The 23,903-nt window shown below is 51.6% G+C and carries 25 protein-coding genes; 17 read left to right on the top strand and 8 right to left on the bottom strand.

The genetic code is table 11. From position 1 onward, the window contains the following. Position 1 precedes the first annotated feature (1 nt). Entirely contained in the window at positions 2 to 529 is a 528-nt protein-coding gene (locus tag OGY17_RS19830; protein ID WP_032944694.1) for a rhodanese family protein, read from the top strand. A 90-nt stretch (positions 530 to 619) separates the two neighbouring features. Continuing rightward, complete coding sequence (locus OGY17_RS19825; protein ID WP_003825999.1) at positions 620 to 799, top strand: GDFGVC terminal motif YodC-like protein; 180 nt, start codon at positions 620 to 622, stop codon at positions 797 to 799. Positions 800 to 835: 36 nt separating this feature from the next. On the opposite strand, the gene stpA is transcribed toward OGY17_RS19825, so the two are convergent. Further along, complete coding sequence (gene stpA, locus OGY17_RS19820) at positions 836 to 1,237, bottom strand: DNA-binding protein StpA (RefSeq protein ID WP_008785604.1); 402 nt, start codon at positions 1,235 to 1,237, stop codon at positions 836 to 838. A gap of 557 nt (positions 1,238 to 1,794) precedes the next feature. Between stpA and alaE the strand changes: the two genes are divergently transcribed. Continuing rightward, positions 1,795 to 2,244: an L-alanine exporter AlaE gene (gene alaE / locus OGY17_RS19815; RefSeq protein WP_003037259.1), complete on the top strand. Its 450-nt coding sequence runs from the start codon at positions 1,795 to 1,797 to the stop codon at positions 2,242 to 2,244. A 36-nt stretch (positions 2,245 to 2,280) separates the two neighbouring features. Here the strand turns inward: alaE and OGY17_RS19810 are convergent, their stop codons facing one another. Both OGY17_RS19810 and pdxR read right to left on the bottom strand, forming a co-directional pair. Beyond that, positions 2,281 to 2,631, bottom strand: a complete 351-nt coding sequence (locus OGY17_RS19810; protein WP_003037262.1) for a DUF2002 family protein — start codon at positions 2,629 to 2,631, stop codon at positions 2,281 to 2,283. Positions 2,632 to 2,754: 123 nt separating this feature from the next. Continuing rightward, the gene (pdxR, locus tag OGY17_RS19805; RefSeq protein ID WP_286608113.1) at positions 2,755 to 4,089 is read right to left on the bottom strand and encodes a MocR-like pyridoxine biosynthesis transcription factor PdxR; all 1,335 of its coding nucleotides are present in this window, start codon (positions 4,087 to 4,089) and stop codon (positions 2,755 to 2,757) included. A 90-nt stretch (positions 4,090 to 4,179) separates the two neighbouring features. Between pdxR and OGY17_RS19800 the strand changes: the two genes are divergently transcribed. From OGY17_RS19800 to emrB, 14 genes are all read left to right on the top strand, one after another. Next, on the top strand, positions 4,180 to 4,611 hold the full coding sequence (locus OGY17_RS19800; protein ID WP_149608172.1) for a carboxymuconolactone decarboxylase family protein: 432 nt from the start codon (positions 4,180 to 4,182) through the stop codon (positions 4,609 to 4,611). Between the two features lie 281 nt (positions 4,612 to 4,892). Next, the gene (gene nrdH / locus OGY17_RS19795) at positions 4,893 to 5,138 is read left to right on the top strand and encodes a glutaredoxin-like protein NrdH (RefSeq protein WP_071445448.1); all 246 of its coding nucleotides are present in this window, start codon (positions 4,893 to 4,895) and stop codon (positions 5,136 to 5,138) included. Beyond that, complete coding sequence (gene nrdI, locus OGY17_RS19790; RefSeq protein WP_003825987.1) at positions 5,135 to 5,545, top strand: class Ib ribonucleoside-diphosphate reductase assembly flavoprotein NrdI; 411 nt, start codon at positions 5,135 to 5,137, stop codon at positions 5,543 to 5,545. The genes nrdH and nrdI overlap by 4 nt, the downstream gene beginning before the upstream one ends. Next, positions 5,518 to 7,662, top strand: a complete 2,145-nt coding sequence (gene nrdE, locus OGY17_RS19785) for a class 1b ribonucleoside-diphosphate reductase subunit alpha (RefSeq protein WP_286608110.1) — start codon at positions 5,518 to 5,520, stop codon at positions 7,660 to 7,662. Before nrdI ends, nrdE begins: the two co-directional genes overlap by 28 nt. A 10-nt stretch (positions 7,663 to 7,672) precedes the next feature. Then, a complete protein-coding gene (gene nrdF, locus OGY17_RS19780; protein ID WP_286608108.1) occupies positions 7,673 to 8,632 on the top strand; it encodes a class 1b ribonucleoside-diphosphate reductase subunit beta in 960 nt (319 codons plus the stop codon). A 354-nt stretch (positions 8,633 to 8,986) separates the two neighbouring features. Then, entirely contained in the window at positions 8,987 to 10,189 is a 1,203-nt protein-coding gene (gene proV / locus OGY17_RS19775; RefSeq protein ID WP_003825980.1) for a glycine betaine/L-proline ABC transporter ATP-binding protein ProV, read from the top strand. Next, positions 10,182 to 11,246 (top strand): glycine betaine/L-proline ABC transporter permease ProW, encoded by a 1,065-nt coding sequence (proW, locus tag OGY17_RS19770; RefSeq protein ID WP_008785611.1) that lies wholly within the window; start codon positions 10,182 to 10,184, stop codon positions 11,244 to 11,246. The genes proV and proW overlap by 8 nt, the downstream gene beginning before the upstream one ends. Before the next feature lie 189 nt (positions 11,247 to 11,435). Next, positions 11,436 to 12,431, top strand: coding sequence for a glycine betaine/L-proline ABC transporter substrate-binding protein ProX (gene proX, locus OGY17_RS19765; RefSeq protein ID WP_003825976.1), 996 nt, complete (start codon positions 11,436 to 11,438; stop codon positions 12,429 to 12,431). A 190-nt stretch (positions 12,432 to 12,621) separates the two neighbouring features. After that, positions 12,622 to 13,806 (top strand): MFS transporter, encoded by a 1,185-nt coding sequence (locus OGY17_RS19760; protein ID WP_008785612.1) that lies wholly within the window; start codon positions 12,622 to 12,624, stop codon positions 13,804 to 13,806. A gap of 122 nt (positions 13,807 to 13,928) precedes the next feature. Further along, on the top strand, positions 13,929 to 14,666 hold the full coding sequence (locus OGY17_RS19755; RefSeq protein ID WP_003825971.1) for an AzlC family ABC transporter permease: 738 nt from the start codon (positions 13,929 to 13,931) through the stop codon (positions 14,664 to 14,666). Beyond that, complete coding sequence (ygaH, locus tag OGY17_RS19750; RefSeq protein WP_003825969.1) at positions 14,656 to 14,991, top strand: L-valine transporter subunit YgaH; 336 nt, start codon at positions 14,656 to 14,658, stop codon at positions 14,989 to 14,991. Before OGY17_RS19755 ends, ygaH begins: the two co-directional genes overlap by 11 nt. A gap of 90 nt (positions 14,992 to 15,081) precedes the next feature. Then, complete coding sequence (emrR, locus tag OGY17_RS19745) at positions 15,082 to 15,612, top strand: multidrug efflux transporter EmrAB transcriptional repressor EmrR (RefSeq protein ID WP_003037300.1); 531 nt, start codon at positions 15,082 to 15,084, stop codon at positions 15,610 to 15,612. 129 nt (positions 15,613 to 15,741) lie between these two features. Beyond that, positions 15,742 to 16,914, top strand: coding sequence for a multidrug efflux MFS transporter periplasmic adaptor subunit EmrA (gene emrA / locus OGY17_RS19740; RefSeq protein WP_003825968.1), 1,173 nt, complete (start codon positions 15,742 to 15,744; stop codon positions 16,912 to 16,914). Between the two features lie 16 nt (positions 16,915 to 16,930). Continuing rightward, entirely contained in the window at positions 16,931 to 18,469 is a 1,539-nt protein-coding gene (gene emrB / locus OGY17_RS19735; protein WP_003825966.1) for a multidrug efflux MFS transporter permease subunit EmrB, read from the top strand. Positions 18,470 to 18,517: 48 nt separating this feature from the next. Here the strand turns inward: emrB and OGY17_RS19730 are convergent, their stop codons facing one another. The 5 genes from OGY17_RS19730 to yqaB form a co-directional block, all read right to left on the bottom strand. Next, positions 18,518 to 19,888 carry a carbohydrate porin gene (locus OGY17_RS19730; protein WP_008785614.1) on the bottom strand — a complete coding sequence of 457 codons (1,371 nt, stop codon included), beginning with the start codon at positions 19,886 to 19,888 and terminating at the stop codon, positions 18,518 to 18,520. A 345-nt stretch (positions 19,889 to 20,233) separates the two neighbouring features. Then, positions 20,234 to 20,749 (bottom strand): S-ribosylhomocysteine lyase, encoded by a 516-nt coding sequence (luxS, locus tag OGY17_RS19725; RefSeq protein ID WP_003037312.1) that lies wholly within the window; start codon positions 20,747 to 20,749, stop codon positions 20,234 to 20,236. 149 nt (positions 20,750 to 20,898) lie between these two features. Then, a complete protein-coding gene (gene gshA / locus OGY17_RS19720) occupies positions 20,899 to 22,455 on the bottom strand; it encodes a glutamate--cysteine ligase (protein WP_267458443.1) in 1,557 nt (518 codons plus the stop codon). A 77-nt stretch (positions 22,456 to 22,532) separates the two neighbouring features. Continuing rightward, positions 22,533 to 22,961 carry a YqaA family protein gene (locus OGY17_RS19715; protein ID WP_003825961.1) on the bottom strand — a complete coding sequence of 143 codons (429 nt, stop codon included), beginning with the start codon at positions 22,959 to 22,961 and terminating at the stop codon, positions 22,533 to 22,535. Continuing rightward, on the bottom strand, positions 22,958 to 23,524 hold the full coding sequence (gene yqaB / locus OGY17_RS19710) for a fructose-1-phosphate/6-phosphogluconate phosphatase (protein WP_204558455.1): 567 nt from the start codon (positions 23,522 to 23,524) through the stop codon (positions 22,958 to 22,960). The genes OGY17_RS19715 and yqaB overlap by 4 nt, the downstream gene beginning before the upstream one ends. Between the last annotated feature and the right edge of the window lie 379 nt (positions 23,525 to 23,903).

Here is a 23,903-nt window from a genome sequence, read left to right as displayed (position 1 = left end):
CATGACTATTGGGACGATTTCCCCACGCGAGGCGCAGACACTGGTCGCGCAGGGTGCAAAACTGATTGATATCCGCGATGCTGACGAGTATCTGCACGAGCATATTCCTGAGGCACATCTGGCGCCATTACCCGCGCTTGAGCAGGGATCGCTGCCAGCGAATTTACGCGCCGAGCAGGTGATTTTTCACTGCCAGTCAGGCAAACGTACACAAAATGCGGCAACAAAACTGAGCGCCATCGCCGCACCCGCGCAGGTCTGGTTGCTGGAAGGTGGAATTGACGGCTGGAAAGCCGCAGGTTTGCCGGTGGCGAAAGACAGTTCACAACCGTTACCGCTGATGCGTCAGGTGCAGATAGCCGCAGGCAGCCTTGCCCTACTCGGCGTTATTCTGGGCTATAGCGTTAGCAGCGCCTTCTTCCTGCTGAGCGGTTTTGTGGGCGCCGGGCTGATACTCGCTGGCGTAACCGGCTTTTGCGGTATGGCGCGATTACTGGACATCATGCCCTGGAACCGACGTACTCATTAAGCGGTAATCATTGAAACAGCACTGTACCCGCCGGTTGACGTGATCTATGGTGAGTTCTGCGATAAATGATAAATAAAGGAGCGCAACAATATGTTTAAACCTGGCGATCTGGTTCAACCGCGTATGGGCGGTCCAAAACTGAAGGTTGTTGAAGTCAATGACGATCAAATTGTGGCGGTACAAGCCAGTAATGAAAGCGGTGATAAATTCACGCTGAAAGCAGCTGATGTCACGCGATATACCGAAGAGGGTGATTTCGGCGTTTGCTGAAAATAAGCGGTGAGGATCTCCTCACCGCCTTCGCAATTAGATCAAAAAGTCATCAAGAGATTTACCGGCAGCCAGCGCCTGGGCAATTGGCTTCGGTGTGCGACCTTGTCCGGTCCATGTTTTCGTTTCACCATTGAGATCGATAAAACGATATTTCGCCGGGCGCGGTTGGCGTTTTTTAACTGAACGTGCCGTCGCAGGTGTTATGCTCAGCAGCTCCTCCGGGCTGATCCCGTCTGCCTGCATCTGCGCCAGCAAGGCATTAATTTTTGCCTGCTGTTCCGCACGTTGGCGCTGTAGCTGTTCTTCTTCATCGCGCCGTTCTTTGGTCACTACTCTGAATTTTTCAAGCATATCTTCCAGTACATCAACGGAAAATTCACGAGCCATTGCACGCAGCGAGCGGATATTATTTAAGTTTTTTAACATTGAACTCATATTAACAAAACCTCTTTAACGTAAAACATAAAAACGGTATTACGCTAAATATTGTATGCAACCAATTATTATATTTCCAGTCTAATTTATTCGTTTATCATTAAACAAATAGCCAACTCTGATATTTATAGCATCCATTCTGCTATCGCCCAGACAATATATTCTATTACCCTGATTGCAGCTTTGAATATACCTGCAAGGTATCTCAGCGCGTCACTTAAGAAACAAGCCACGGCATCTCGTGGAACCAACGAGTATACCTATTGCACATCAGTCAACATTCAGAAAAGGAGCGCAAAAAATTCAGAAAAACAAGCAACAATAACTCTTTGATCTAAAAAGACTTTAATTAACACAGCAACGAAAACACCAAAACGAACAAAAAACAAACCATTACAGAGCATTTTATCGACAAAAAGACAATAAATAAAAATTTTCAGCTAGTTGCTAGTTATTATCCAGGCAGATATCCTATTAAAACGCGAAAGCAGCAAGACAAATCACTAGCAGTTAAGGTATTCAAAACCTTTTTTCCCCTTTTTACAAGGAGCATTAACATGTTCTCTCCGCAGTCACGCTTGCGTCATGCAGTAGCAGACACGTTCGCGATGGTTGTTTATTGTTCTGTCGTGAACATGTTGATCGAAATATTCCTTTCTGGAATGAGCTTCGAACAGTCGCTGTATTCCAGATTAGTCGCTATCCCTGTCAACATACTGATCGCGTGGCCATACGGCATGTATCGTGATTTGTTCATGCGCGCGGCCCGTAAAGCCACGCAGGCAGGATGGGCAAAAAATCTGGCGGATGTGCTGGCTTATGTCACCTTCCAGTCGCCGGTGTATGTGATTATTCTGCTGACGGTTGGCGCAGACTGGCATCAGATTACGGCTGCAGTAAGTTCGAACATCGTGGTGTCAATGCTGATGGGCGCTGTCTATGGCTACTTTCTTGATTATTGCCGCCGCTTGTTTAAGGTCAGCAGCTATCATCAGGCTAAAGCCTGACACGCTTCTTCGCGACTGGCACTGCCAGTCGCGTTATTAGTTAGAATTAACGTCGCCAAACAGCCCGCTCAGATAACGTTCAAGCGCAATACGCGAGCTAAAGCCGTGCGGAATACCATAATGCTCATGAGTCTCTCCGGCTAAATACAGCGGGAATTGCTGGTAATGATCGCAAGTTTTAATATCCGTTGCCGGTTCCGCCAGCGAAGAGCTACGCTCTTTCAACGTGGGATGGATAATTAATGCGGTACGTCCCATGCGAGCTTCACGATTAACATACACATAATTTTCGCCACGCCGATAGCCGTACGTTTTCTGCGTCACTACATCAACGGTAAAGCCCACTTTTTCAAGTACGCGCGCCACCTCATCAGGTCGTAAATACATATTATTTTCCTCGTTATCTTTTACTGCGGGCTTACCTTACCTGATTCAGCATTAGCAACGCTTTCAGAAAAGTCCATAAACGAGTGAACACGATGAGACGAATATCTTAAGAACCGTACAGATTTATGTCAGCGCCAACCGCAGTTGGTAGGCCGCCTGTTGCGCCATTTCCGCCGAGCTGATATTGGTAAATGACAGCAATATTCCCCCCTTTCCTTCTGACGTTATTCGCCAGCGGCTTAGCGCCTGAACCGCTAACCCGGCCTGATTCGCTTTGCGCACCAGCGCAATATCATCTCCGTCTACACTCATCACCAGTTGAATCCCACCTTCCTGAGGAATGACGCTAAATCCTTGTTCGGTCAGGGCGTTTTCCATCCATTGTCGTCGTTCGGCATAATGCTGTCGCATACGTTTTAAGTGTCGCCAGAAGTGGCCGTCTCGCATGAAATCCGCCAGCGTTTGCTGCCATAGAACCGGGACGCTACAGGCCGTTAGCGCCGCTTGTTGGCGAAAGCGTTCAACCTGGGTCAGAGGCACCACCAGCCATGCCGTACGCAAAGCCGGAAACATCGATTTGCTGAACGTTCCGGCATAAATCACCCGCTGAGGCGCATCCAGACTTTTTAGCGGCGGCAACGGCTTACCGTGGTAACGAAATTCACTGTCATAGTCATCTTCGATTACCCACGCCTGCGCACGAGTCGCCCACTCCAGCAACTGGTGGCGACGGTCCAAAGACAGTGCTACCCCCAGAGGGCTTTGATGAGCGGGAGTGAGCAGTACAAAACGCGCCTGCGGGTAGTCGCGGATCCCGGCGCTGACATCCAGACCATCGGCATCCACCACTACCGGCATCAACTCAATGCGTTCCTGAGCCACCACGGGCCGGATCAGCGGAAAACCGGGATCTTCGACCCACATTCCCTCACCGGGATGCGCCAGAGCGCGCAGGATTAACGTCATTGATGCCGCATAGCCTGAAGTGATAAAAATCTGCTCTGGCTGGCATTCAATGCTGCGTGAAACGCGCAGATAATCAACAATTGCCTGGCGTAACACCCGTTCACCACATACATCGCCCACCGCCAGATCAAAACGCGTTTGGGTGCGTAAACGCCGTCCCATCACCCGTGCCCAGACTTCACGCGGAAAAAGATCGAGTGCGGGTAATCCCATCTGAAAAGGTTGCGGTCTGGGATTTTCTCCGGCGAAGATGGCAGGCGATGCAGGCGCCCTTTCTGGTCGCAGTTGCTCACTGACAAACGTCCCTGCCTGTCCACGCCGCGCGAGCCAGCCCTGCGCCACCAGCTCTGCATAGGCATTTTCCACCGTCGAGCGTGATACTCCCAGCTCCTGGGCCCAGGTCCGGCTGGAGGGCAATCTGGTACCGGGCTTGAGTTCACCTTTCTCAATTGCGTTTTTTAACTGACGGGCGATTTGCTGATAACGTGGCATTTATGGTCTGCTTTTTTGGTAACAATATGGCTCTCTGTTGCAGTCCATTATAGTGCTACATTGCGGGTCATCCAAACGAGGAGAAATACCATGACAATGTTACGCCAGCCCTATTACGAACTCAGTCCTGAAATCTATAACGCTCTGGTTCAGGCAAGCCAAGCGCTGGAAAACTGCGCGCTGGAACCTACGTTGACGGAGCTGATTTACCTGCGGGTCTCGCAAATCAACGGCTGCGCCTTTTGTCTGGAAATGCACAGTAAAGCACTGCGCAAATCCGGTGTTGCGCAGGCCAAACTGGACGCACTGGCAGGCTGGCGGGTGAGTCACCACTTCAGCGAACGGGAACGTGCGGCGCTGGCGTGGGCCGAATCGGTCACCCAGATTGCCACTACTCACGCCGAAGATGACGTTTATCTGCCGCTGCTAGACCATTTCAGCGCGAAAGAAATTAGCGACCTGACATTTGCCATTAGCCTGATGAACTGCTTTAACCGTCTGGCGGTGGGGATGCGCATGTGATTTTGCGCTGCCGGATGGCGGCATAGATGCCTTATCCGGCCTACGTTGTGCTCTCCTGTTGCCCGTAGGCCCGATAAGCTTAGCGCCATCGGGCAATTTATAACCACCCGTTAGCCTTCCCCCGCCACGCTCATCACCCCGCTCATCATCAATCTAAAATTCCCATATCTTGTATGGTTGAATCTTTTTAAAACTACATCTAGTATCTTTCCTATCAGGACACACACAACCCGACGCCCTCTATCGCGCCGATCCTTTATTTTTAAATGGAAATACGAATCATGAGTATTATTATTTACACTCGCAATAACTGTGTTCAGTGCCACGCCACCAAACGGGCAATGGAAAGCCGTGGTTTTGACTTTGAGATGGTAAACGTCGATTCACAACCCGATTTGGCTGATAGCCTGCGCGATCAAGGGTTTCGCCAGCTACCGGTCGTGGTCGCGGGTGAAACCAGTTGGTCAGGGTTTCGCCCGGACATGATCAACCGTCTGCATCCGGAACACCGTGTGGCCAGCGCATGAGTCAGCTCGTCTACTTCTCCAGCAGCTCCGAAAATACGCACCGCTTTATGCAGCGTCTGGGGCTGCCAGCCATCCGCATTCCGCTTAACGAACGCGAGCGGATCCGGGTAGACGAACCTTACATATTAATCGTGCCGTCCTACGGCGGCGGTGGCACTGCTGGCGCGGTCCCAAGACAGGTGATCCGCTTTTTAAACGATACGCACAACCGGGCGTTAATCCGTGGAGTGATCGCTTCCGGCAATCGTAATTTCGGTGACGCCTACGGTCGCGCGGGTGATGTCATCTCACAAAAATGCGGCGTGCCGTGGCTCTATCGCTTTGAGCTGATGGGCACCCAAAGCGATATCGACAACGTTCGAAAAGGAGTGAGCGAATTTTGGCAACGACAACCGCAGAACGTGTAATGCAGCCAACGCTGGATTATCACGCCCTGAACGCCATGCTGAATCTGTACGATAAAGCCGGGCGCATTCAGTTCGACAAAGACCATCAGGCCGTGGAGGCCTTCTTTGCCGCCCACGTCCGCCCAAACTCGGTGGCGTTTGCCAGCCAGCAGGAGCGCCTGGAAACGTTGGTGGATGAAGGCTATTACGATGCCAGCGTGTTAGCCCGCTACGATCGCGCGTTCGTGCTGAAGCTATTCGATCACGCCCACGCCAGCGGATTCCGTTTCCAGACGTTCCTCGGCGCATGGAAGTTCTACACCAGCTATACGCTGAAAACGTTCGACGGTAAGCGCTATCTCGAAGACTTTGAGGATCGGGTCACGATGGTGGCGCTCACGCTGGCGCAGGGCGATGAAGCGCTCGCGATGCAGCTGACCGATGAAATGCTCTCCGGGCGCTTTCAGCCCGCCACACCAACCTTTTTAAACTGCGGCAAACAGCAACGCGGTGAGCTGGTCTCCTGCTTCCTGTTGCGTATTGAAGACAACATGGAGTCTATTGGTCGGGCGGTCAACTCCGCACTTCAGCTCTCCAAACGCGGCGGCGGCGTGGCATTTTTACTCTCCAACCTGCGCGAGGCAGGTGCGCCCATTAAGCGTATTGAGAACCAGTCATCTGGGGTGATACCGGTAATGAAAATGCTGGAAGATGCGTTTTCTTATGCGAATCAACTCGGGGCACGTCAGGGTGCGGGGGCGGTGTATCTGCACGCACACCATCCGGATATTTTACGTTTTCTCGATACCAAGCGCGAAAACGCCGACGAGAAAATCCGCATCAAAACGCTCTCGCTTGGCGTGGTGATCCCGGATGTTACCTTTCAACTGGCGAAAGAAAATGCCCGAATGGCGCTGTTCTCACCGTATGACGTGGAACGGATTTACGGCAAACCGTTCGGTGATATCGCCGTGAGTGAGCGGTATGACGAACTGGTTGCCGACGAACGTGTGCGCAAAAAATTCATTAACGCCCGCGATGTCTTCCAGCGGCTGGCCGAGATCCAGTTTGAGTCTGGCTATCCTTACATCATGTTTGAAGATACGGTGAATCGCGCCAATCCGATTGCAGGTCGGATCAATATGAGCAACCTGTGCTCGGAGATTTTGCAGGTTAACAGTGCCTCCACCTACGATGAAAATCTCAATTACGCGCAGACCGGGCACGATATTTCCTGCAATCTCGGCTCGTTAAACATTGCCCATACCATGGATTCACCCGACTTTGGTCGTACCGTGGAAACGGCGATTCGTGGCTTAACCGCCGTTTCGGACATGAGCCATATCCGCAGCGTGCCCTCGATTGAGGCCGGAAACAGCGCGTCGCACGCGATTGGTCTTGGGCAGATGAATCTGCACGGGTATCTGGCGCGGGAAGAGATCGCCTACGGTTCGCCGGAAGGGCTGGATTTTACCAATCTCTATTTCTACACCATCACATGGCATGCGCTGAATACGTCAATGAAGATCGCCCGCGAGCGCGGTCAAACCTTTGCCGGATTCAAACAGTCGCGCTACGCCAGCGGCGAATATTTTAACCAGTATCTGCAGGGCGACTGGCAGCCAAAAACCGCCAAGGTTCGCACGCTGTTTGCCGCCAGCGGCATTACGCTGCCGACGCGCGAGATGTGGTCACAGCTGCGTGAAGATGTGATGCGCTACGGCATTTATAACCAGAATTTACAGGCGGTTCCCCCCACCGGTTCTATCTCCTACATCAATCATGCCACGTCAAGCATTCACCCGATCGTGTCGAAAGTGGAGATTCGCAAAGAGGGCAAAACCGGGCGCGTTTACTACCCTGCCCCGTTTATGACCAATGAGAATCTGGCCTTGTATCAGGATGCCTATGAGATCGGTCCACAAAAAATCATTGATACCTACGCAGAAGCAACGCGCCATGTCGATCAGGGGCTTTCACTGACGCTCTTTTTCCCCGATACCGCCACCACGCGCGATATCAATAAAGCGCAGATTTACGCCTGGCGTAAGGGCATCAAATCCCTGTACTACATCCGACTACGCCAGCTGGCGCTGGAAGGCACCGAAATCGAAGGCTGCGTGTCATGCGCGCTGTAAGGAGGAGAAAATGACATTATCCCGCGTGAGCGCCATCAACTGGAACAAGATTGAGGATGATAAAGATCTTGAGGTATGGAACCGTCTGACCAGTAACTTCTGGCTCCCGGAAAAGGTCCCGCTCTCCAATGACATTCCGGCCTGGCAAACGTTGAACGCCGCCGAACAGCAGTTAACAATCCGCGTTTTTACCGGGCTGACGCTGCTCGACACCATTCAGAATGTTGCCGGAGCGCCAGCGTTAATGGCTGATTCGTTAACGCCGCATGAAGAGGCGGTGCTGTCGAATATCAGCTTTATGGAGGCGGTGCACGCCCGTTCATACAGCTCTATATTCTCTACCCTTTGCCAGACCAAAGACGTGGATGCTGCCTACGCCTGGAGTGAGGAAAATACCCCACTTCAGCGCAAAGCGCAGATCGTTTTGACACATTACGCCAGCGACGAACCGTTGAAGAAAAAAATAGCCAGCGTGTTTCTGGAATCCTTCCTGTTCTATTCTGGCTTCTGGTTGCCAATGTATTTTTCCAGCCGCGGCAAATTGACCAATACCGCCGATCTCATTCGTCTGATCATTCGTGATGAAGCGGTTCATGGGTATTACATTGGTTATAAATATCAAAAAGGTCTGGAGCATATTTGCGAATCCGCACGCGAGGAGTTAAAGAATTTTGCCTTTGACCTGCTGATGGAATTGTATGATAACGAAGCGCGTTATACTGAAGAGTTGTATGCAGAAACCGGCTGGGTGGATGACGTCAAAGCCTTCCTTTGTTACAACGCCAATAAGGCATTAATGAATTTGGGATATGAGGCGCTATTTCCGCCTGAAATGGCGGAGGTTAACCCGACAATCCTTGCCGCGCTGTCGCCCAACGCTGATGAAAACCACGATTTCTTCTCGGGTTCCGGTTCATCTTATGTGATGGGAAAAGCGGTCGAAACCGAAGATGACGACTGGAATTTCTAGCGCTCATTTTCGCGGGAAATACCGTACATTTTTCGCGGAAATATTTTAACAGGATCACACTTTTGTCGTGCAAATATAATTGTGTGATCTACACTCAATATCAGCCGCATTATTCGCCTGCATTCCAGCAATTCAGGCGATTTTTCATTGCCATTTACAAAAAATATTAACCCGTTCACATTCGCGCTCAGCCCTTATATCACGGGAAGTCCCGCCACTTGGCCTTTGGCAATATTCATGCCACAACCAAATTCAGGGTTGTCTCAGATTCTCAGTATGTTAGGGTAGAAAAAGGTCACTATTTCCATCAGGTAATATATCGATATAAACAAATAACAGGAATCATTCTATTGCATGGCAATTAAATTAGAAGTTAAAAATCTCTATAAGATATTTGGAGAGCATCCCCAGAGAGCCTTCAAATATATTGAAAAAGGACTTTCAAAAGAGCAGATTCTGGATAAAACAGGGCTATCGCTTGGCGTAAAGAACGCCAGTCTGGCCATTGAAGAAGGCGAGATATTTGTCATCATGGGATTATCCGGTTCGGGTAAATCCACAATGGTACGCCTTCTCAATCGCCTGATTGAACCCACCCGCGGACAGGTATTGATTGACGGCGTAGACATCGCCCGCATATCCGATGCCGAGCTTCGCGAGGTGCGCAGAAAAAAGATTGCGATGGTGTTCCAGTCCTTTGCCCTGATGCCGCACATGACGGTGCTGGACAATACGGCATTCGGCATGGAATTAGCCGGCGTAGGTGCGGATGAACGTCGTGAAAAAGCGTTAGATGCGCTACGTCAGGTTGGTCTGGAGAATTATGCTCACGGCTACCCGGATGAACTTTCCGGGGGGATGCGCCAGCGTGTAGGCCTCGCCCGCGCATTAGCCATTAACCCTGACATCTTATTAATGGATGAGGCCTTCTCAGCCCTCGATCCATTAATTCGTACTGAGATGCAGGATGAACTGGTAAAACTACAGGCGAAGCATCAACGTACCGTGGTCTTTATATCGCATGACCTCGACGAAGCCATGCGCATTGGCGACAGAATTGCCATTATGCAAAACGGTGAAGTGGTCCAGGTCGGCACGCCAGATGAAATCCTAAATAATCCGGCCAATGATTATGTGCGCACCTTCTTCCGTGGCGTCGATATTAGCCAGGTCTTTAGCGCGAAAGATATTTCACGCCGTAGTCCCGAAGGTTTGATTCGTAAAAACCCCGGGGTGGGTCCACGTTCTGCGCTGCAATTATTGCAGGACAAAGATCGCGAATATGGTTACGTGATCGAACGCGGCAATAAATTCGTTGGCGTTGTCTCTATCGACTCATTAAAAACAGCGTTAAGTCAGGCGCAAGGTATTGAAGCGGCATTGATCGATGAGCCGTTAGCCGTAGATGCACAAACCCCTCTCAGCGAGTTGCTTTCTCATGTCGGTCAGGCCCCGTGCGCGGTGCCGGTTGTAGATGAGGAACAGCAGTATGTGGGCGTCATTTCAAAACGCATGCTGTTACAGGCTTTAGATCGTGAGGGGGTAAACAATGGCTGATCAAACTAATCCGTGGGACACCACACCAGCGGCCGACAGTGCCGCACAAAATGCTGATGCCTGGAGTACGCCATCAGGAGCACCCACTGACGGTGGTGGTGCGGACTGGCTGACCAGCGCACCCGCGCCGGCACCAGAGCATTTCAATATTATGGATCCGTTCCATAAAACGCTGATCCCGCTGGACAGTTGGGTCACAGAGGGGATCGACTGGGTCGTTACCCATTTCCGTCCGGTCTTCCAGGGCATTCGTGTCCCGGTGGATTACATTCTCAACGGCTTTCAACAGCTGCTGTTAGGTATGCCAGCCCCGGTAGCGATTATCCTGTTCGCGCTGATTGCCTGGCAGATTTCCGGCGTGGGGATGGGCGTTGCTACGCTGATTTCCTTAATTGCCATCGGTGCCATCGGCGCGTGGTCGCAGGCCATGATAACCCTGGCGCTGGTGTTGACCGCGCTGCTGTTCTGCGTGGTTATCGGTCTGCCGATGGGGATCTGGTTGGCGCGCAGTCCACGGGCAGCAAAAATTGTTCGCCCGCTGCTGGACGCCATGCAAACCACACCCGCGTTTGTCTATCTGGTGCCGATTGTCATGCTGTTTGGTATTGGTAACGTCCCGGGCGTAGTGGTGACGATTATCTTCGCCCTGCCGCCAATCGTGCGTCTGACTATTCTGGGGATTAACCAGGTGCCAGCCGATCTGATTGAAGCCTCGCGCTCGTTTGGCGCCAGCCCGCGTCAGATGCTGTTTAAAGTGCAGCTCCCGCTGGCAATGCCCACCATTATGGCTGGGGTTAACCAGACGCTGATGCTGGCGCTCTCAATGGTCGTCATCGCGTCGATGATTGCCGTCGGCGGACTGGGCCAGATGGTTCTACGCGGAATCGGTCGTCTGGATATGGGGCTTGCCACCGTCGGCGGGGTTGGGATTGTGATCCTCGCTATCATTCTCGACCGCCTGACGCAGGCCGTCGGTCGCGACTCGCGTAGTCGTGGCAACCGTCGCTGGTACACCACCGGTCCCATTGGGCTTATCACTCGCCCTTTCACGAAGTAATACACCCGTTGCCCGGTGGCGCATTGCTTACCGGGCATACAATTCATTAACTTACACAAAATCATTCAAGTTGCATCGCGGCGGCAAACGAATGTATCCCCAAGAGCGTACAAGTAGTACGTGACTGGGGTGCATGAGTGCAGCCAACAAAGAGGCAGCTTGAAGGATGAAGTGTAATAAGGAACAACGATGCGACAGAAAGTAATTATTGCCACAGCGTTTGCCACCCTTGTCTCCACCAGCACTTTCGCTGCCGACCTGCCGGGCAAAGGCATCACCGTACAGCCAATCCAGAGCACTATCTCTGAAGAATCCTTCCAGACGCAGTTAGTCGCCCGTGCGCTGGAGAAACTGGGTTACACCGTTAACAAAACCAGCGAAGTTGACTACAACGTCGGCTATACCTCCATTGCCTCTGGCGATGCAACTTTTACCGCCGTGAACTGGCAGCCGCTGCATGATGATATGTACGCCGCTGCGGGCGGAGACAAAAAGTTTTATCGCGAGGGGGTATTCGTTACGGGTGCCGCACAGGGTTATCTGATCGACAAGAAAACCGCTGAGCAATATAAAATCACCAATATCGCCCAGTTAAAAGATCCGAAGATCGCCAAAATCTTTGACACCAACGGTGACGGAAAAGCCGATATGATGGGCTGTTCACCGGGCTGGGGCTGTGAAGCAGTAATCAACCACCAGAACAAAGCTTTCGATCTGGAAAAAACCGTCGAGGTCAGCCACGGTAACTATGCGGCGATGATGGCCGACACCATTACCCGCTTCAAAGAAGGTAAACCCATTCTTTACTACACCTGGACACCGTACTGGGTGAGCGACGTAATGAAACCTGGTAAAGATGTGGTCTGGCTGCAGGTGCCGTTCTCTTCCCTGCCAGGCGAGCAGAAAGATATTGATACCAAACTGCCAAACGGCGCCAACTACGGCTTCCCGGTGAACACTATGCATATTGTCGCCAATAAAGCCTGGGCGGAGAAAAACCCGGCTGCGGCGAAACTGTTTGCCATTATGAAGCTGCCGCTGGCGGATATCAACGCGCAGAACGCAATGATGCACGACGGGAAAGCGTCTGAAGCCGACGTACAGGGTCACGTTGACGGCTGGATCAAAGCCCACCAGCAACAGTTTGACGGCTGGGTGAACGAAGCGCTGGCCGCGCAGAAATAACCCACTCGCAGGCCTGATGAGTGTAGCGCCATCAGGCCTGTAACCGCATAAATGCCGGATGGTGGCGCGATGCACCTAATCCGGCCTATCCTCCTTCCCCCAATCGCACAATCCATCACTCAACAAATCAGCAACATTTAATCACTTCCGTTATGATTGTTTTCTGCAACCCATTACTCAGTTGAAAACAATGACGAAAACTACTCAGGGACTTAGCCCTTCGCTGATCCTGTTAATGTCTATTGCCACCGGCCTCGCCGTCGCCAGTAACTATTATGCGCAGCCGCTGCTCGACACCATCGCGCGCAACTTTTCGCTATCTGCCAGTACTGCAGGGTTTATCGTCACTGCGGCCCAGCTCGGCTACGCCGCCGGCCTGCTGTTCTTAGTGCCGCTCGGCGATATGTTTGAACGTCGGATGCTGATTGTCTCCATGACGTTGCTCGCGGCTGGCGGCATGCTGATCACCGCCAGCAGCCAGTCGCTGGGTATGCTGATTCTCGGCACCGCTCTGACCGGACTGTTCTCGGTAGTGGCACAGATTTTGGTTCCGCTGGCGGCAACGCTTGCCACACCGGACAAGCGCGGGAAGGTTGTCGGCACGATTATGAGCGGCCTGCTGCTGGGTATTCTGCTGGCGCGCACCGTGGCGGGATTACTGGCGAATCTTGGCGGCTGGCGCACCGTATTTTGGGTCGCATCAGTATTAATGGCGCTGATGGCGGTTGCTCTGTGGCGCGGCCTGCCGAAGATGAAATCCGATACTCATCTTAACTATCCTCAGCTGTTAGGCTCGGTATTCAGCCTGTTTATTCACGATAAATTGCTGCGTACCCGCGCGATGCTGGGCTGCCTGACTTTTGCCAATTTCAGTATCCTGTGGACCTCGATGGCGTTTTTGCTCGCCGCGCCGCCGTTTAACTATTCGGAAGGAATGATTGGTCTGTTCGGTCTGGCGGGTGCCGCAGGGGCGTTAGGCGCACGTCCTGCGGGCGGTTTTGCCGATAAAGGTAAATCCCACCTGACCACAACCATAGGACTGCTATTACTGCTGCTCTCCTGGCTTGCTATTTGGTTTGGGCACACTTCAGTCCCCATGCTGATTATCGGTATTCTGGTGTTGGACCTCACCGTTCAGGGAGTACACATCACCAACCAGACGGTTATCTATCGCATTCATCCGGATGCGCGTAATCGCCTGACCGCCGGATACATGACCAGCTATTTTATTGGCGGAGCGGCAGGTTCGCTAATTTCAGCCTCTGCCTGGCAGCATGCCGGGTGGGCTGGCGTTTGTCTGGCGGGTACGACCGTTGCCGTACTCAACCTGGTGGTCTGGTGGCGAGGTTTTCACCGTCAGGAAGCCGTAAATTAAGCGTATAGCGCATGTTTACCGCTGATTGGGCTCCACAGGGTGTTAAGGAGCCCATCAGTCTGCTAAGGTTATAACTCATTGAACCAAGTTATATTAATTTCGGTAATGAAACCTATAACCCTATGGAAAGCCCTGTACCCCAGTCTGAATCCTGTTCGGCAACGTTAACGGAAGGATTCAAAGACAGCCTACCAATAGTCATCAGCTATATTCCGGTCGCTTTTGCATTTGGTCTCAATGCCACTCGCCTTGGCTTTACGCCGGTTGAAAGCGTCTTTTTCTCCTGCATTATCTATGCGGGAGCCAGCCAGTTTGTCATTACCACCATGCTCGCTGCGGGCAGTTCGCTGTGGGTCGCCGCCCTTACCGTCATGGCCATGGATGTCCGCCATGTTTTGTATGGCCCTTCCCTGCGCAGCCGAATAGCCCAGCGACTGAGTAAACCCAAAAGTGCACTCTGGGCTTTTGGCCTTACCGATGAAGTCTTTGCCGCCGCAACGGCAAAACTGGTCCGGGATAATCGGCGCTGGAGTGAAAACTGGATGATCGGCATCGCACTGTGCTCCTGGGCCTCCTGGGTGTTTGGTACGGTGATCGGCGCGTTTTCCGGCAGTGGTTTACTCAAGGATTACCCGGCGGTTGAAGCGGCACTGGGATTCATGCTCCCGGCGCTGTTTATGAGCTTCCTGCTCGCGTCATTCCAACGTAAACAAGCGCTCTGCGTGACTGCCTCCCTGGCCGGGGCGCTGGCTGGCGTCATGCTGTTTTCCATACCTGCCGCTATCCTTGCAGGTATTGTCTGCGGATGCCTGACGGCGCTCATCCAGTCATTTTGGCAGGGAGGTCCTGATGAGCTATGAGGTTCTGCTACTTGGCCTGTTGGTCGGCTGCGTTAATTACTGTTTTCGCTATTTGCCACTCCGTCTTGGGGTAGGCAATGTTCGCCCGACGAAGCGCGGCGCGACGGGCATACTACTCGACACTATTGGCATTGCATCTATTTGCGCCCTGCTGGTGGTGTCTACCGCACCAGAAGTTATGCACGACGCTCGTCGGTTCGTGCCTACGCTGGTGGGGTTTGTCATACTGGGCGCAAGCTTCTATAAGACCCGCAGCATCATCATTCCAACGTTACTGAGTGCTCTGGGCTATGGATTAGCCTGGAAAATGCTTGTTGGCTTATAGATAAAAACAATCATTTTAAAGAAATAATACATTTACTTTATTTGTCACTGTCGTTACTATATCGGCTGAAATTAATGAGGTTATACCCAAATGGATAGTTCGTTTACGCCCATTGAACAAATGCTAAAATTTCGCGCCAGCCGCTACGAAGAGTTCCCTTATCAGGAAGTGCTTCTGACTCGCCTCTGTATGCACATGCAGGGTAAGTTGCTGGAAAACCGCAATAAGATGCTGAAAGCTCAAGGGATTAACGAGACATTGTTTATGGCGTTGATTACGCTGGAGTCTCAGGAAAACCACAGTATTCAGCCTTCTGAACTGAGTTGCGCGCTTGGCTCGTCACGCACTAACGCTACCCGCATTGCGGATGAGTTAGAAAAACGTGGCTGGATCGAACGTCGCGAAAGTGATAACGATCGCCGCTGTCTGCATCTGCAATTGACCGAGAAAGGCCATGCATTTTTGCAAGAGGTGTTACCGCCTCAGCATAACTGCCTGCATCAGCTCTGGTCGTCTCTTAGCACCACCGAAAAAGATCAGCTTGAGCAAATTACCCGTAAACTTCTGACCCGTCTTGATCAGATGGAGCAGGATGGCGCGGTGTTAGAAGCGCTGCGCTAACGCGCTGACTCGCTCAGAAATCCAGATTTATAAATGAAAAAACCGACAGGCCAGCACGCATACTGCTGGCCTGTCTGATAAACAGGTCGGCTCAGCCGATGTGAAAAAAATAAGATCGTGGAGAACAACATGAGCGCAAATGCGGAGACTCAAACCCCGCAGCAACCGGTCAAGAAGAATGGCAAACGTAAAAGTATGCTGCTCCTTCTGACCTTGCTCTTTATTATCATTGCCGTGGCATATGGGATTTATTGGTTTTTAGTACTTCGTCATGTCGAAGAGACAGACGATGCGTACGTGGCAGGGAACCAGGTTCAAATCATGGCTCAGGTATCAGGCAGCGTGACGAAAGTCTGGGCTGATAACACTGACTTTGTAAAACAAGGCGATGTGCTGGTCACCCTCGACCAGACAGACGCAAAGCAGGCATTTGAAAAAGCCAAAACTGCGCTGGCTTCCAGCGTGCGTCAGACGCACCAGTTGATGATCAACAGCAAGCAGTTACAGGCAAGCATTGAAGTGCAAAAAACCGCACTGGCGCAGGCACAAAGCGACTTTAATCGCCGAGTTCCGCTGGGCAATGCCAACCTGATTGGCCGTGAAGAGCTGCAACACGCTCGTGATGCCGTCGCCAGCGCTCAGGCCCAGCTTGATGTCGCGATCCAACAATATAATGCTAACCAGGCGATGATTCTGGGTAGCAAGCTGGAAGATCAACCCGCTGTGCAACAGGCTGCCACCGAAGTGCGCAATGCCTGGCTGGCGCTGGAACGTACCAGAATTGTCAGCCCAATGACCGGTTATGTATCCCGTCGCGCCGTACAGCCTGGTGCACAAATTAGCCCAACCACGCCGCTGATGGCGGTTGTTCCGGCCACTAACCTGTGGGTAGATGCCAACTTCAAAGAAACACAGCTCGCGCACATGCGTATCGGCCAACCGGCGACCGTTATCAGCGATATTTACGGCGATGACGTAAAATATACCGGTAAAGTTGTCGGTCTCGATATGGGTACGGGCAGCGCTTTCTCCCTGCTGCCAGCGCAGAACGCAACCGGCAACTGGATCAAAGTCGTCCAGCGTCTGCCGGTACGTATCGAACTGGATGCGCAGCAACTGGCACAGCATCCATTACGTATTGGTTTGTCTACGCTGGTTACGGTAGATACCTCAAATCGTGACGGACAAATTCTGGCAAGCCAGGTTCGTACCACGCCGGTATCAGAAAGTAATGCACGTGAAATCAACCTTGCTCCGGTCAATAAGATGATCGAAGAGATCGTGCGGGCCAACGCGGGCTAATTCAAAGGTGCGTGTGATGCAACAGCAAAAACCGCTGGAAGGCGCGCAGCTCGTCATTATGACGATCGCGCTGTCCCTGGCGACATTCATGCAGGTGCTGGACTCCACCATTGCTAACGTGGCGATCCCCACTATCGCCGGGAACCTCGGCTCTTCACTGAGCCAGGGAACCTGGGTGATCACCTCATTCGGGGTGGCGAACGCTATCTCTATTCCGATCACCGGCTGGCTGGCAAAACGCTTTGGCGAAGTAAGACTCTTTATGTGGTCAACTATCGCCTTCGTCATTGCGTCATGGGCATGCGGGATGTCCACCAGCCTGAACATGCTGATTTTCTTCCGCGTAATCCAGGGTATTGTCGCCGGTCCATTAATTCCGCTGTCACAGAGCCTGTTGCTGAATAACTATCCACCCGCTAAGCGTTCCATCGCCCTCGCGCTATGGTCGATGACGGTGATTGTTGCCCCGATATGTGGTCCTATTCTTGGGGGCTATATCAGCGACAACTATCACTGGGGGTGGATATTTTTTATCAACGTGCCAATCGGGGCTGTGGTGGTATTGATGACCCTGCAAACCCTGCGCGGTCGGGAAACCAAAACCGAGCAGCGGCGCATTGACGCCATTGGTCTGGCACTGCTGGTCATCGGTATCGGCAGTTTGCAGATTATGCTCGACCGCGGCAAAGAGCTGGACTGGTTCGCCTCGCAGGAGATTATCATCCTGACGGTGGTCGCCGTTGTCGCTATCAGCTTCCTGATCGTCTGGGAGCTTACCGACGAGCACCCCATTGTCGATCTCTCGCTGTTTAAGTCGCGCAACTTTACCATCGGCTGTCTGTGTATCAGTCTGGCCTATATGCTCTACTTCGGCGCAATCGTACTGTTGCCGCAGCTGTTGCAGGAGGTATACGGCTATACGGCAACCTGGGCTGGTCTGGCGTCAGCGCCGGTTGGGGTGATTCCGGTGATCCTGTCTCCGATTATCGGCCGCTTCGCGCACAAGCTGGATATGCGTCGGCTGGTAACATTCAGTTTTATTATGTACGCCGTCTGTTTCTACTGGCGTGCGTGGACGTTCGAGCCGGGTATGGACTTTGGCGCATCGGCCTGGCCGCAGTTTATTCAGGGGTTCGCGGTAGCCTGCTTCTTTATGCCGTTAACCACCATTACGTTGTCCGGCTTACCGCCAGAGCGTCTGGCGGCGGCATCCAGCTTGTCGAACTTTACGCGAACGCTGGCAGGTTCCATCGGTACATCGATTACGACGACAATGTGGACAAACCGCGAGTCGCTGCACCATGCTCAGCTAACGGAATCTGTTAACCCCTACAACCCAAATGCACAGGCTATGTACGATAAGCTGCAGGATTTAGGGATGACGCACCAGCAGGCTTCAGGTTGGATAGCTCAGCAGATCACCAATCAGGGGCTGATTATTTCCGCTAACGAAATCTTCTGGATGTCGGCGGGGATCTTCCTGGTCCTGCTTGGCCTGGTGTGGTTCGCCAAACCGCCCTTCGGTGCGGGCGGCGGCGGCGGTGGCGCACACTAACTATCTGATAAAAGGGATCTGCGGATCCCTTTTTTATTAGACCTACAATCAGAAGTAATATTTGAATCTCAGACGCCCGCCGTAACGCGCATCTTCGCTGTTATCACCATTATTCGGATTGGCCTCTACCCATGAAGCATAGGCACCGAGGTAGATGTTAAAGTTTTTCATATCCATCACATTGGGGAATAAATATGAGGCATGAATAGTGTGAATGTCATAATTGCCGGGATCGGTGATCCAGCAATCGTCCTCACAAACGGCATCGATATTGGTAGCATTGAAGGCTTCGATTTTGTTATGCGCATAGATATAACCCAGTTCAAATCGATGCCACAACGCATTCACCCCTGCAGTAAAATCTGTCTCATCGGTCGCATCCATATAGGCGGTATTCAGGTTAATCACCGCGCCATCTTCCGGGTCCGTTTTTTGACCATTCCAGGTCATGGTAAAACCATAGCCCGTACGATCTGACTGATCGATCCACGTCCCATTTTGGTAATAACCGTAGGCGTTGTTAACGACGTTACTTTCCATCGCTATCGCCGTTGAAAAACGCCCATTTTGCCAGGCGATAACCGGACGGACGTAAGCCACGTTTTTATCGTTGGTTAAATCCATTCCGTGGTACTGCTTCTCGGTATATAACGTACTGCCATTTTCCAGCAATGTGTTAACTTCGAAATACCAGTTGTCGATGGTTTTGCTCAGCAGAAAGTTACCCCCACTGTCGCTACGTCCCCGTCCTTCTTTCATCATATAGATATAGCCGTAACCGTCACTGTAGAGATCGTTCGCTGTATTCCCCGAATATTCAACAAACGTATCCTGATTCAGCGGGAACATATCGTAGGCTTCAAAACGACCAACCTTAATTTTCCAGTCATTCTCACGACCAAAGAAGAAAACGGCATCATCGAGGTTCATTTTTCCGGTCAGGTCCGCCAGAGGCTGTACCGAGAACCCTGCAAAATTACCGTTGTCCCGCCGCTGGTAGCCATCAAAACCCAGCAACAGGCGTCCGTTAATATCCCAGCGTTCATTGGTTCCTGGTGCCCAATCTTTATTCGCTGACGTTCTCGTCGATGTCAGGCTACCGGAACGGCTTGCCGCATCCATATTAAATTCGACATCGCCATAGAACTTAATATCGCTGAAGCCGGATAATGTCAGCTTAGGCGGAGTTTCACCTGCTGCAATCGGCTCGGCAGACTGGACATTCACCGTCGGCGTAGCGGCGACCTGCTGCTGCTTCAGCGAGCGAATTTGCGCCTCAGCATCGGATGCCCGTTTTTCGGCATTAACAACACGTTGCTCCAGTTCAGCCAGACGCTGCTCAATAGTGATATTATTTGCTGCCCAAAGGTTATGAGAAAAGCAAGCACCGATCATCAGCGCCAAATATTTAGCCTTCATTTTCATCCCTAAAGTTTAATGTATACCAGATAAGATTTGATAAAAACCCTATCTACCGGCTATTAAAAGAGTCTTGTTATTACCCGGATATCTGGCGCATTCCATTATGTTTTTCTATTAATTATTTATGTTTTTTAGTTTATGTGATCAATACACCCTGGCATCGTTAATTATCCACCGCTTTCTGCTTGCCAGATCACATTTTATTATTTAACAGGTCAGGCATCATTTAAATTAAAATATATTCTCGCCGCAAATATAATAAACACACATTATATTAAGCAATAAAAAACCCCGGACATAAACCGGGGTTAATTTAAATACTGGAACAGCTAATCAATAAGACTAAATATGCAGTTCCTGCAGTTTCTCTTTCGGTAGCGCCAGCTCTTCATTGCTGTTCACGCGTACATCACGCTCCAGAATATGACGCGCGATATCCTGTGCTTCGCTAAGAGAGTGCATCTGATACGTACCGCACTGGTAAACGTTCAGCTCCGGGATCTGGTTCTGATCCTGTACTTTCAGCACGTCCGCCATTGCCGCTTTCCACGCGTCGGCTACACGCTGTTCGTCCGGCGTACCAATCAGGCTCATGTAGAAGCCGGTACGGCATCCCATCGGAGAGATATCAATAATCTCAACGCCGTTACCGTTAAGGTGGTTACGCATAAAACCTGCAAACAGGTGTTCCAGCGTATGGATACCTTTCTCAGGCATCACTTCTTTGTTCGGAATGCAGAAACGCAGATCAAACACGGTGATTGCGTCGCCATGCGGGGTGTTCATCGTTTTTGCAACCCGGACCGCGGGAGCTTCCATCCGGGTGTGATCGACAGTAAAACTATCTAACAACGGCATTTAGCCACCTCCGATAAATTTTTTAAAAATAATCTGAACTCTTTGTTCCGGGGCGAGTCTGAGTATATGAAAGACGCGCATTTGTTATCATCATCCCTGTTTTCAGAGATGAAATTTTGGCCACTCCCGAGTGGCCTTTTTCTTTTGTATCAAGCGTGCTTTTCCAGCCACACGCTAAACGGCTCAGTATCAGCCGCTTCGATCTCCTGCTGACGACGCTTTGAAGCCTCGGTTTCAGCAATAAATTCAGCTTCCTGCACTATTTCTAACGGCTCTTCACGCAGCAGATTTCGGTAAGCCTCACCCAACGCTTTGCCCGTGCCGCCAATGCCTTCATCAATCATAGACCGTAGGATCCGGGCAGAGAAAGTCAGTTCAGGATTGTCAAAACAGGCAACCAGTTCATCACAGACCTTCTGATACTCCTCTCCCCCATCGATGCTGTCCAGCGTTTGTGCCACGCGTTTCAGATCGCGGAACAAATCTTTCCCAACCTTCGGCAGCGGGAACTGGGCTGTTTCACAGCCAATACCTAACGTCAGCCCAGGCTTACGCCCTTCGAGAATCACGCGATTCCAGTTTTTACGCGTACACAGCAATTCATCGCTGCTCATTTCCGGGGCATCAGCCAGCGCACACCAGACCATAAACAGATCGAGGAAGCGCACCTGCTGCTCGTCCACGCCGATAGGCGAGAACGGGTTGATATCCAGCGAGCGTACTTCGATGTACTCGATACCGCCACGCAGAAGCGCATCTGATGGCGTTTCTCCACGACGAGTGACGCGTTTCGGGCGAATAGGCGCATACAGCTCATTTTCAATCTGCAGAACATTGCTGTTAATTTGCAGACGCTTACCGTCTTTCTCCAGACCGATCGCCGCGTACTCCTCGGAAGGCGTCTTAATCGCGCGCTTTAATCCTGCCACATACTCATGCAAATCGTTAAACGTAATTCCGAGATTGCTTTGCGACTTATTGGTATAGCCCAAATCACTCAGACGCAGCGACGTTGCGTACGGCAGGTAATACATCCCACAGTCGGTTTTTTCAAACGGCAGAGTTGTCGGTTTTCCTTGCAGGAATGAGGAACAAATGGCCGGGGAGGCACCAAACAAATACGGGATCACCCAACCAAAACGGTAGTAGTTGCGGATCAGACGGAAGTAGCCCGCGGAGATCTTCTCTTTAGCATCCCCACCTTCGGTTACACCGCATTTCGCCTGCCAGAAAGCCATAGGCAGCGAGAAGTTGTAGTGTACGCCCGAGATTGTCTGCATCAACGCGCCATAGCGGTTTTTGAGGCCTTCACGGTACAGCGTCTTCAGGCGACCGGTATTCGACGTACCATACTGCGCCAGTTCGATATCCTGACCTTCGGCAATATAGCAAGGCATGCTCAACGGCCACATACGCTCGTCGCCAAGGTTTCTGGCGGTATAACGATGTAAGTCACGCATGAACGTGAGCATTTTCTCAATGTCGTCACCGGGTGGAGTAATGAACTCCAGCAATGCTTCGGCAAAGTCAGTGGTTATCCACTTATGCGTTAGCGCTGAGCCTAACACCTCAGGATGGCCTGTTGTTGCTAATGACCCATCTGCATTAACACGCAGCGTTTCGCGCTCCAGACCACGTTGAATCCCCTTTAACGCCTGAGGATGGTTTTCCAGCCAGGCCAGCGCCTGTGATACGTCCGGGATCAAATTGACCTCCCGCCTGTCAAAATCGTTTTAATTAGCATAATGGTATTGGTTACCCTGAAGGCTATCCCACAACACAATTAGTGCCACCACATAATGCCTTGTGTCGTAACCGCTGCGACAACAACATAGCGCAGCGCCTTGCCAAGGCATAAGAAAAAGAGAACTGGGCCCCACGAGATGCGCATCCACCCGGCTAACAGGCACAGCAAATCCCCCACAACCGGCATCCAGCTTAATAATAGTGTGACAGCGCCATAGCGCCGCAGCCAGCCAGTGGCTTTTTCTTGCCAGCGCGATGTTTTACGCAATGGAAAGAAACGCCCAAGGATAACGTTAGTTAACCCTCCAAGGCTATTACCCATTGTTGCTGTTAAGACTAAGACCCAGGGATGACTGACCCCGGAAACCAACAAAGCAACCAGAACAACTTCAGAATTGCCGGGTAATAGCGTGGCACTGAGAAAACTGCTGGCAAACAGTGACAGGAGCGACAGTCCATCACTCACAATAACCGGACATCCACGGCATCCATTCCCGCGGCATGCGCCGCCTGTATTCCAAAATCGGCATCTTCAAATACGACGCAACGAGCCGGAACAACCCCCATACGTTCGGCACAAAGCAAAAACGTATCAGGAGCCGGTTTATGGTGTTGTACGTGATCGGCTGCGACTACAGCATCAAAATAGCGACGCAGACCAAGGTGAGCGAGCAGCGCTTCTGCAATTGCGCTTTCACTACCCGTACCTACCGACATAGGACGACGACCATGCCAGGCTTTCACAACATCAACCAACGGCAAAGGCTGGACGCTATCCAGCAGCATGCTTCTCACCTTGTCGGTTTTTTCACGTGCCAGCGCATGAGGATCAAGATCGGCATGATTCAACTCAATTACCGACTGGGCAATACGCCACGTTGGGGAGCCATTGAGGGCGACCATGGCTTGTTCATCAAAACGTAGCCCATAATGCCCCAATACCTCATGCCACGCCTTACGGTGCGTAGGCTCGGTATCCAGGATGGTGCCATCCATATCAAAAATCAAACCCGCATAACGTTCGTACATCGTCTTCTCACAAGCCGATTGACCAGACGTTATTTTATCGTAATTGATTGATTTTGTCGCTGACAGCGAATTAAGGGGGGTTCAGAGAGTATGTGGAAATGATTTGAGGGGGAGATGGTGCTGCCGATTATCTCGCAGACCATGAAAAAACAGTTTCGCTGTTATCTCGGAGAAGATGGTGCATCCGGGAGGATGACTCACTAGTGTTCGCCCTGCGGGCCGTTGCTGAAGCAACGTTATCCTCCCTGGTGCTGGCGATTATCTCGCAGACCGTGAAACAACAGTTTCGCTATTATTCAGGAGAAGATGGTGCATCCGGGAGGATTCGAACCTCCGACCGCTCGGTTCGTAGCCGAGTACTCTATCCAGCTGAGCTACG

It is taken from the genome of Citrobacter sp. Cpo126 (genome assembly GCF_030332445.1).
Taxonomy (GTDB): Bacteria; Pseudomonadota; Gammaproteobacteria; order Enterobacterales; family Enterobacteriaceae; genus Citrobacter; species Citrobacter portucalensis.
Note: the sequence above shows the minus strand (reverse complement) of the source record. Positions and strands in the feature narration are given on the sequence as shown.

Bases quoted from the DNA above. Each gene is read 5' to 3' on its own strand.
- proV (WP_003825980.1), top strand. From the start codon at position 8,987: ATGGCAATTAAATTAGAAGTTAAAAATCTCTATAAGATATTTGGAGAG.
- nrdH (WP_071445448.1), top strand. From the start codon at position 4,893: ATGAGTATTATTATTTACACTCGCAATAACTGTGTTCAGTGCCACGCC.
- OGY17_RS19755 (WP_003825971.1), top strand. From the start codon at position 13,929: ATGGAAAGCCCTGTACCCCAGTCTGAATCCTGTTCGGCAACGTTAACG.
- proW (WP_008785611.1), top strand. From the start codon at position 10,182: ATGGCTGATCAAACTAATCCGTGGGACACCACACCAGCGGCCGACAGT.
- OGY17_RS19810 (WP_003037262.1), bottom strand. From the start codon at position 2,631: ATGTATTTACGACCTGATGAGGTGGCGCGCGTACTTGAAAAAGTGGGC.
- alaE (WP_003037259.1), top strand. From the start codon at position 1,795: ATGTTCTCTCCGCAGTCACGCTTGCGTCATGCAGTAGCAGACACGTTC.
- ygaH (WP_003825969.1), top strand. From the start codon at position 14,656: ATGAGCTATGAGGTTCTGCTACTTGGCCTGTTGGTCGGCTGCGTTAAT.
- emrA (WP_003825968.1), top strand. From the start codon at position 15,742: ATGAGCGCAAATGCGGAGACTCAAACCCCGCAGCAACCGGTCAAGAAG.
- emrB (WP_003825966.1), top strand. From the start codon at position 16,931: ATGCAACAGCAAAAACCGCTGGAAGGCGCGCAGCTCGTCATTATGACG.
- OGY17_RS19760 (WP_008785612.1), top strand. From the start codon at position 12,622: ATGACGAAAACTACTCAGGGACTTAGCCCTTCGCTGATCCTGTTAATG.
- OGY17_RS19830 (WP_032944694.1), top strand. From the start codon at position 2: ATGACTATTGGGACGATTTCCCCACGCGAGGCGCAGACACTGGTCGCG.
- emrR (WP_003037300.1), top strand. From the start codon at position 15,082: ATGGATAGTTCGTTTACGCCCATTGAACAAATGCTAAAATTTCGCGCC.
- OGY17_RS19730 (WP_008785614.1), bottom strand. From the start codon at position 19,888: ATGAAGGCTAAATATTTGGCGCTGATGATCGGTGCTTGCTTTTCTCAT.
- OGY17_RS19825 (WP_003825999.1), top strand. From the start codon at position 620: ATGTTTAAACCTGGCGATCTGGTTCAACCGCGTATGGGCGGTCCAAAA.
- OGY17_RS19800 (WP_149608172.1), top strand. From the start codon at position 4,180: ATGACAATGTTACGCCAGCCCTATTACGAACTCAGTCCTGAAATCTAT.
- proX (WP_003825976.1), top strand. From the start codon at position 11,436: ATGCGACAGAAAGTAATTATTGCCACAGCGTTTGCCACCCTTGTCTCC.
- yqaB (WP_204558455.1), bottom strand. From the start codon at position 23,524: ATGTACGAACGTTATGCGGGTTTGATTTTTGATATGGATGGCACCATC.
- nrdF (WP_286608108.1), top strand. From the start codon at position 7,673: ATGACATTATCCCGCGTGAGCGCCATCAACTGGAACAAGATTGAGGAT.
- pdxR (WP_286608113.1), bottom strand. From the start codon at position 4,089: ATGCCACGTTATCAGCAAATCGCCCGTCAGTTAAAAAACGCAATTGAG.
- luxS (WP_003037312.1), bottom strand. From the start codon at position 20,749: ATGCCGTTGTTAGATAGTTTTACTGTCGATCACACCCGGATGGAAGCT.
- stpA (WP_008785604.1), bottom strand. From the start codon at position 1,237: ATGAGTTCAATGTTAAAAAACTTAAATAATATCCGCTCGCTGCGTGCA.
- nrdI (WP_003825987.1), top strand. From the start codon at position 5,135: ATGAGTCAGCTCGTCTACTTCTCCAGCAGCTCCGAAAATACGCACCGC.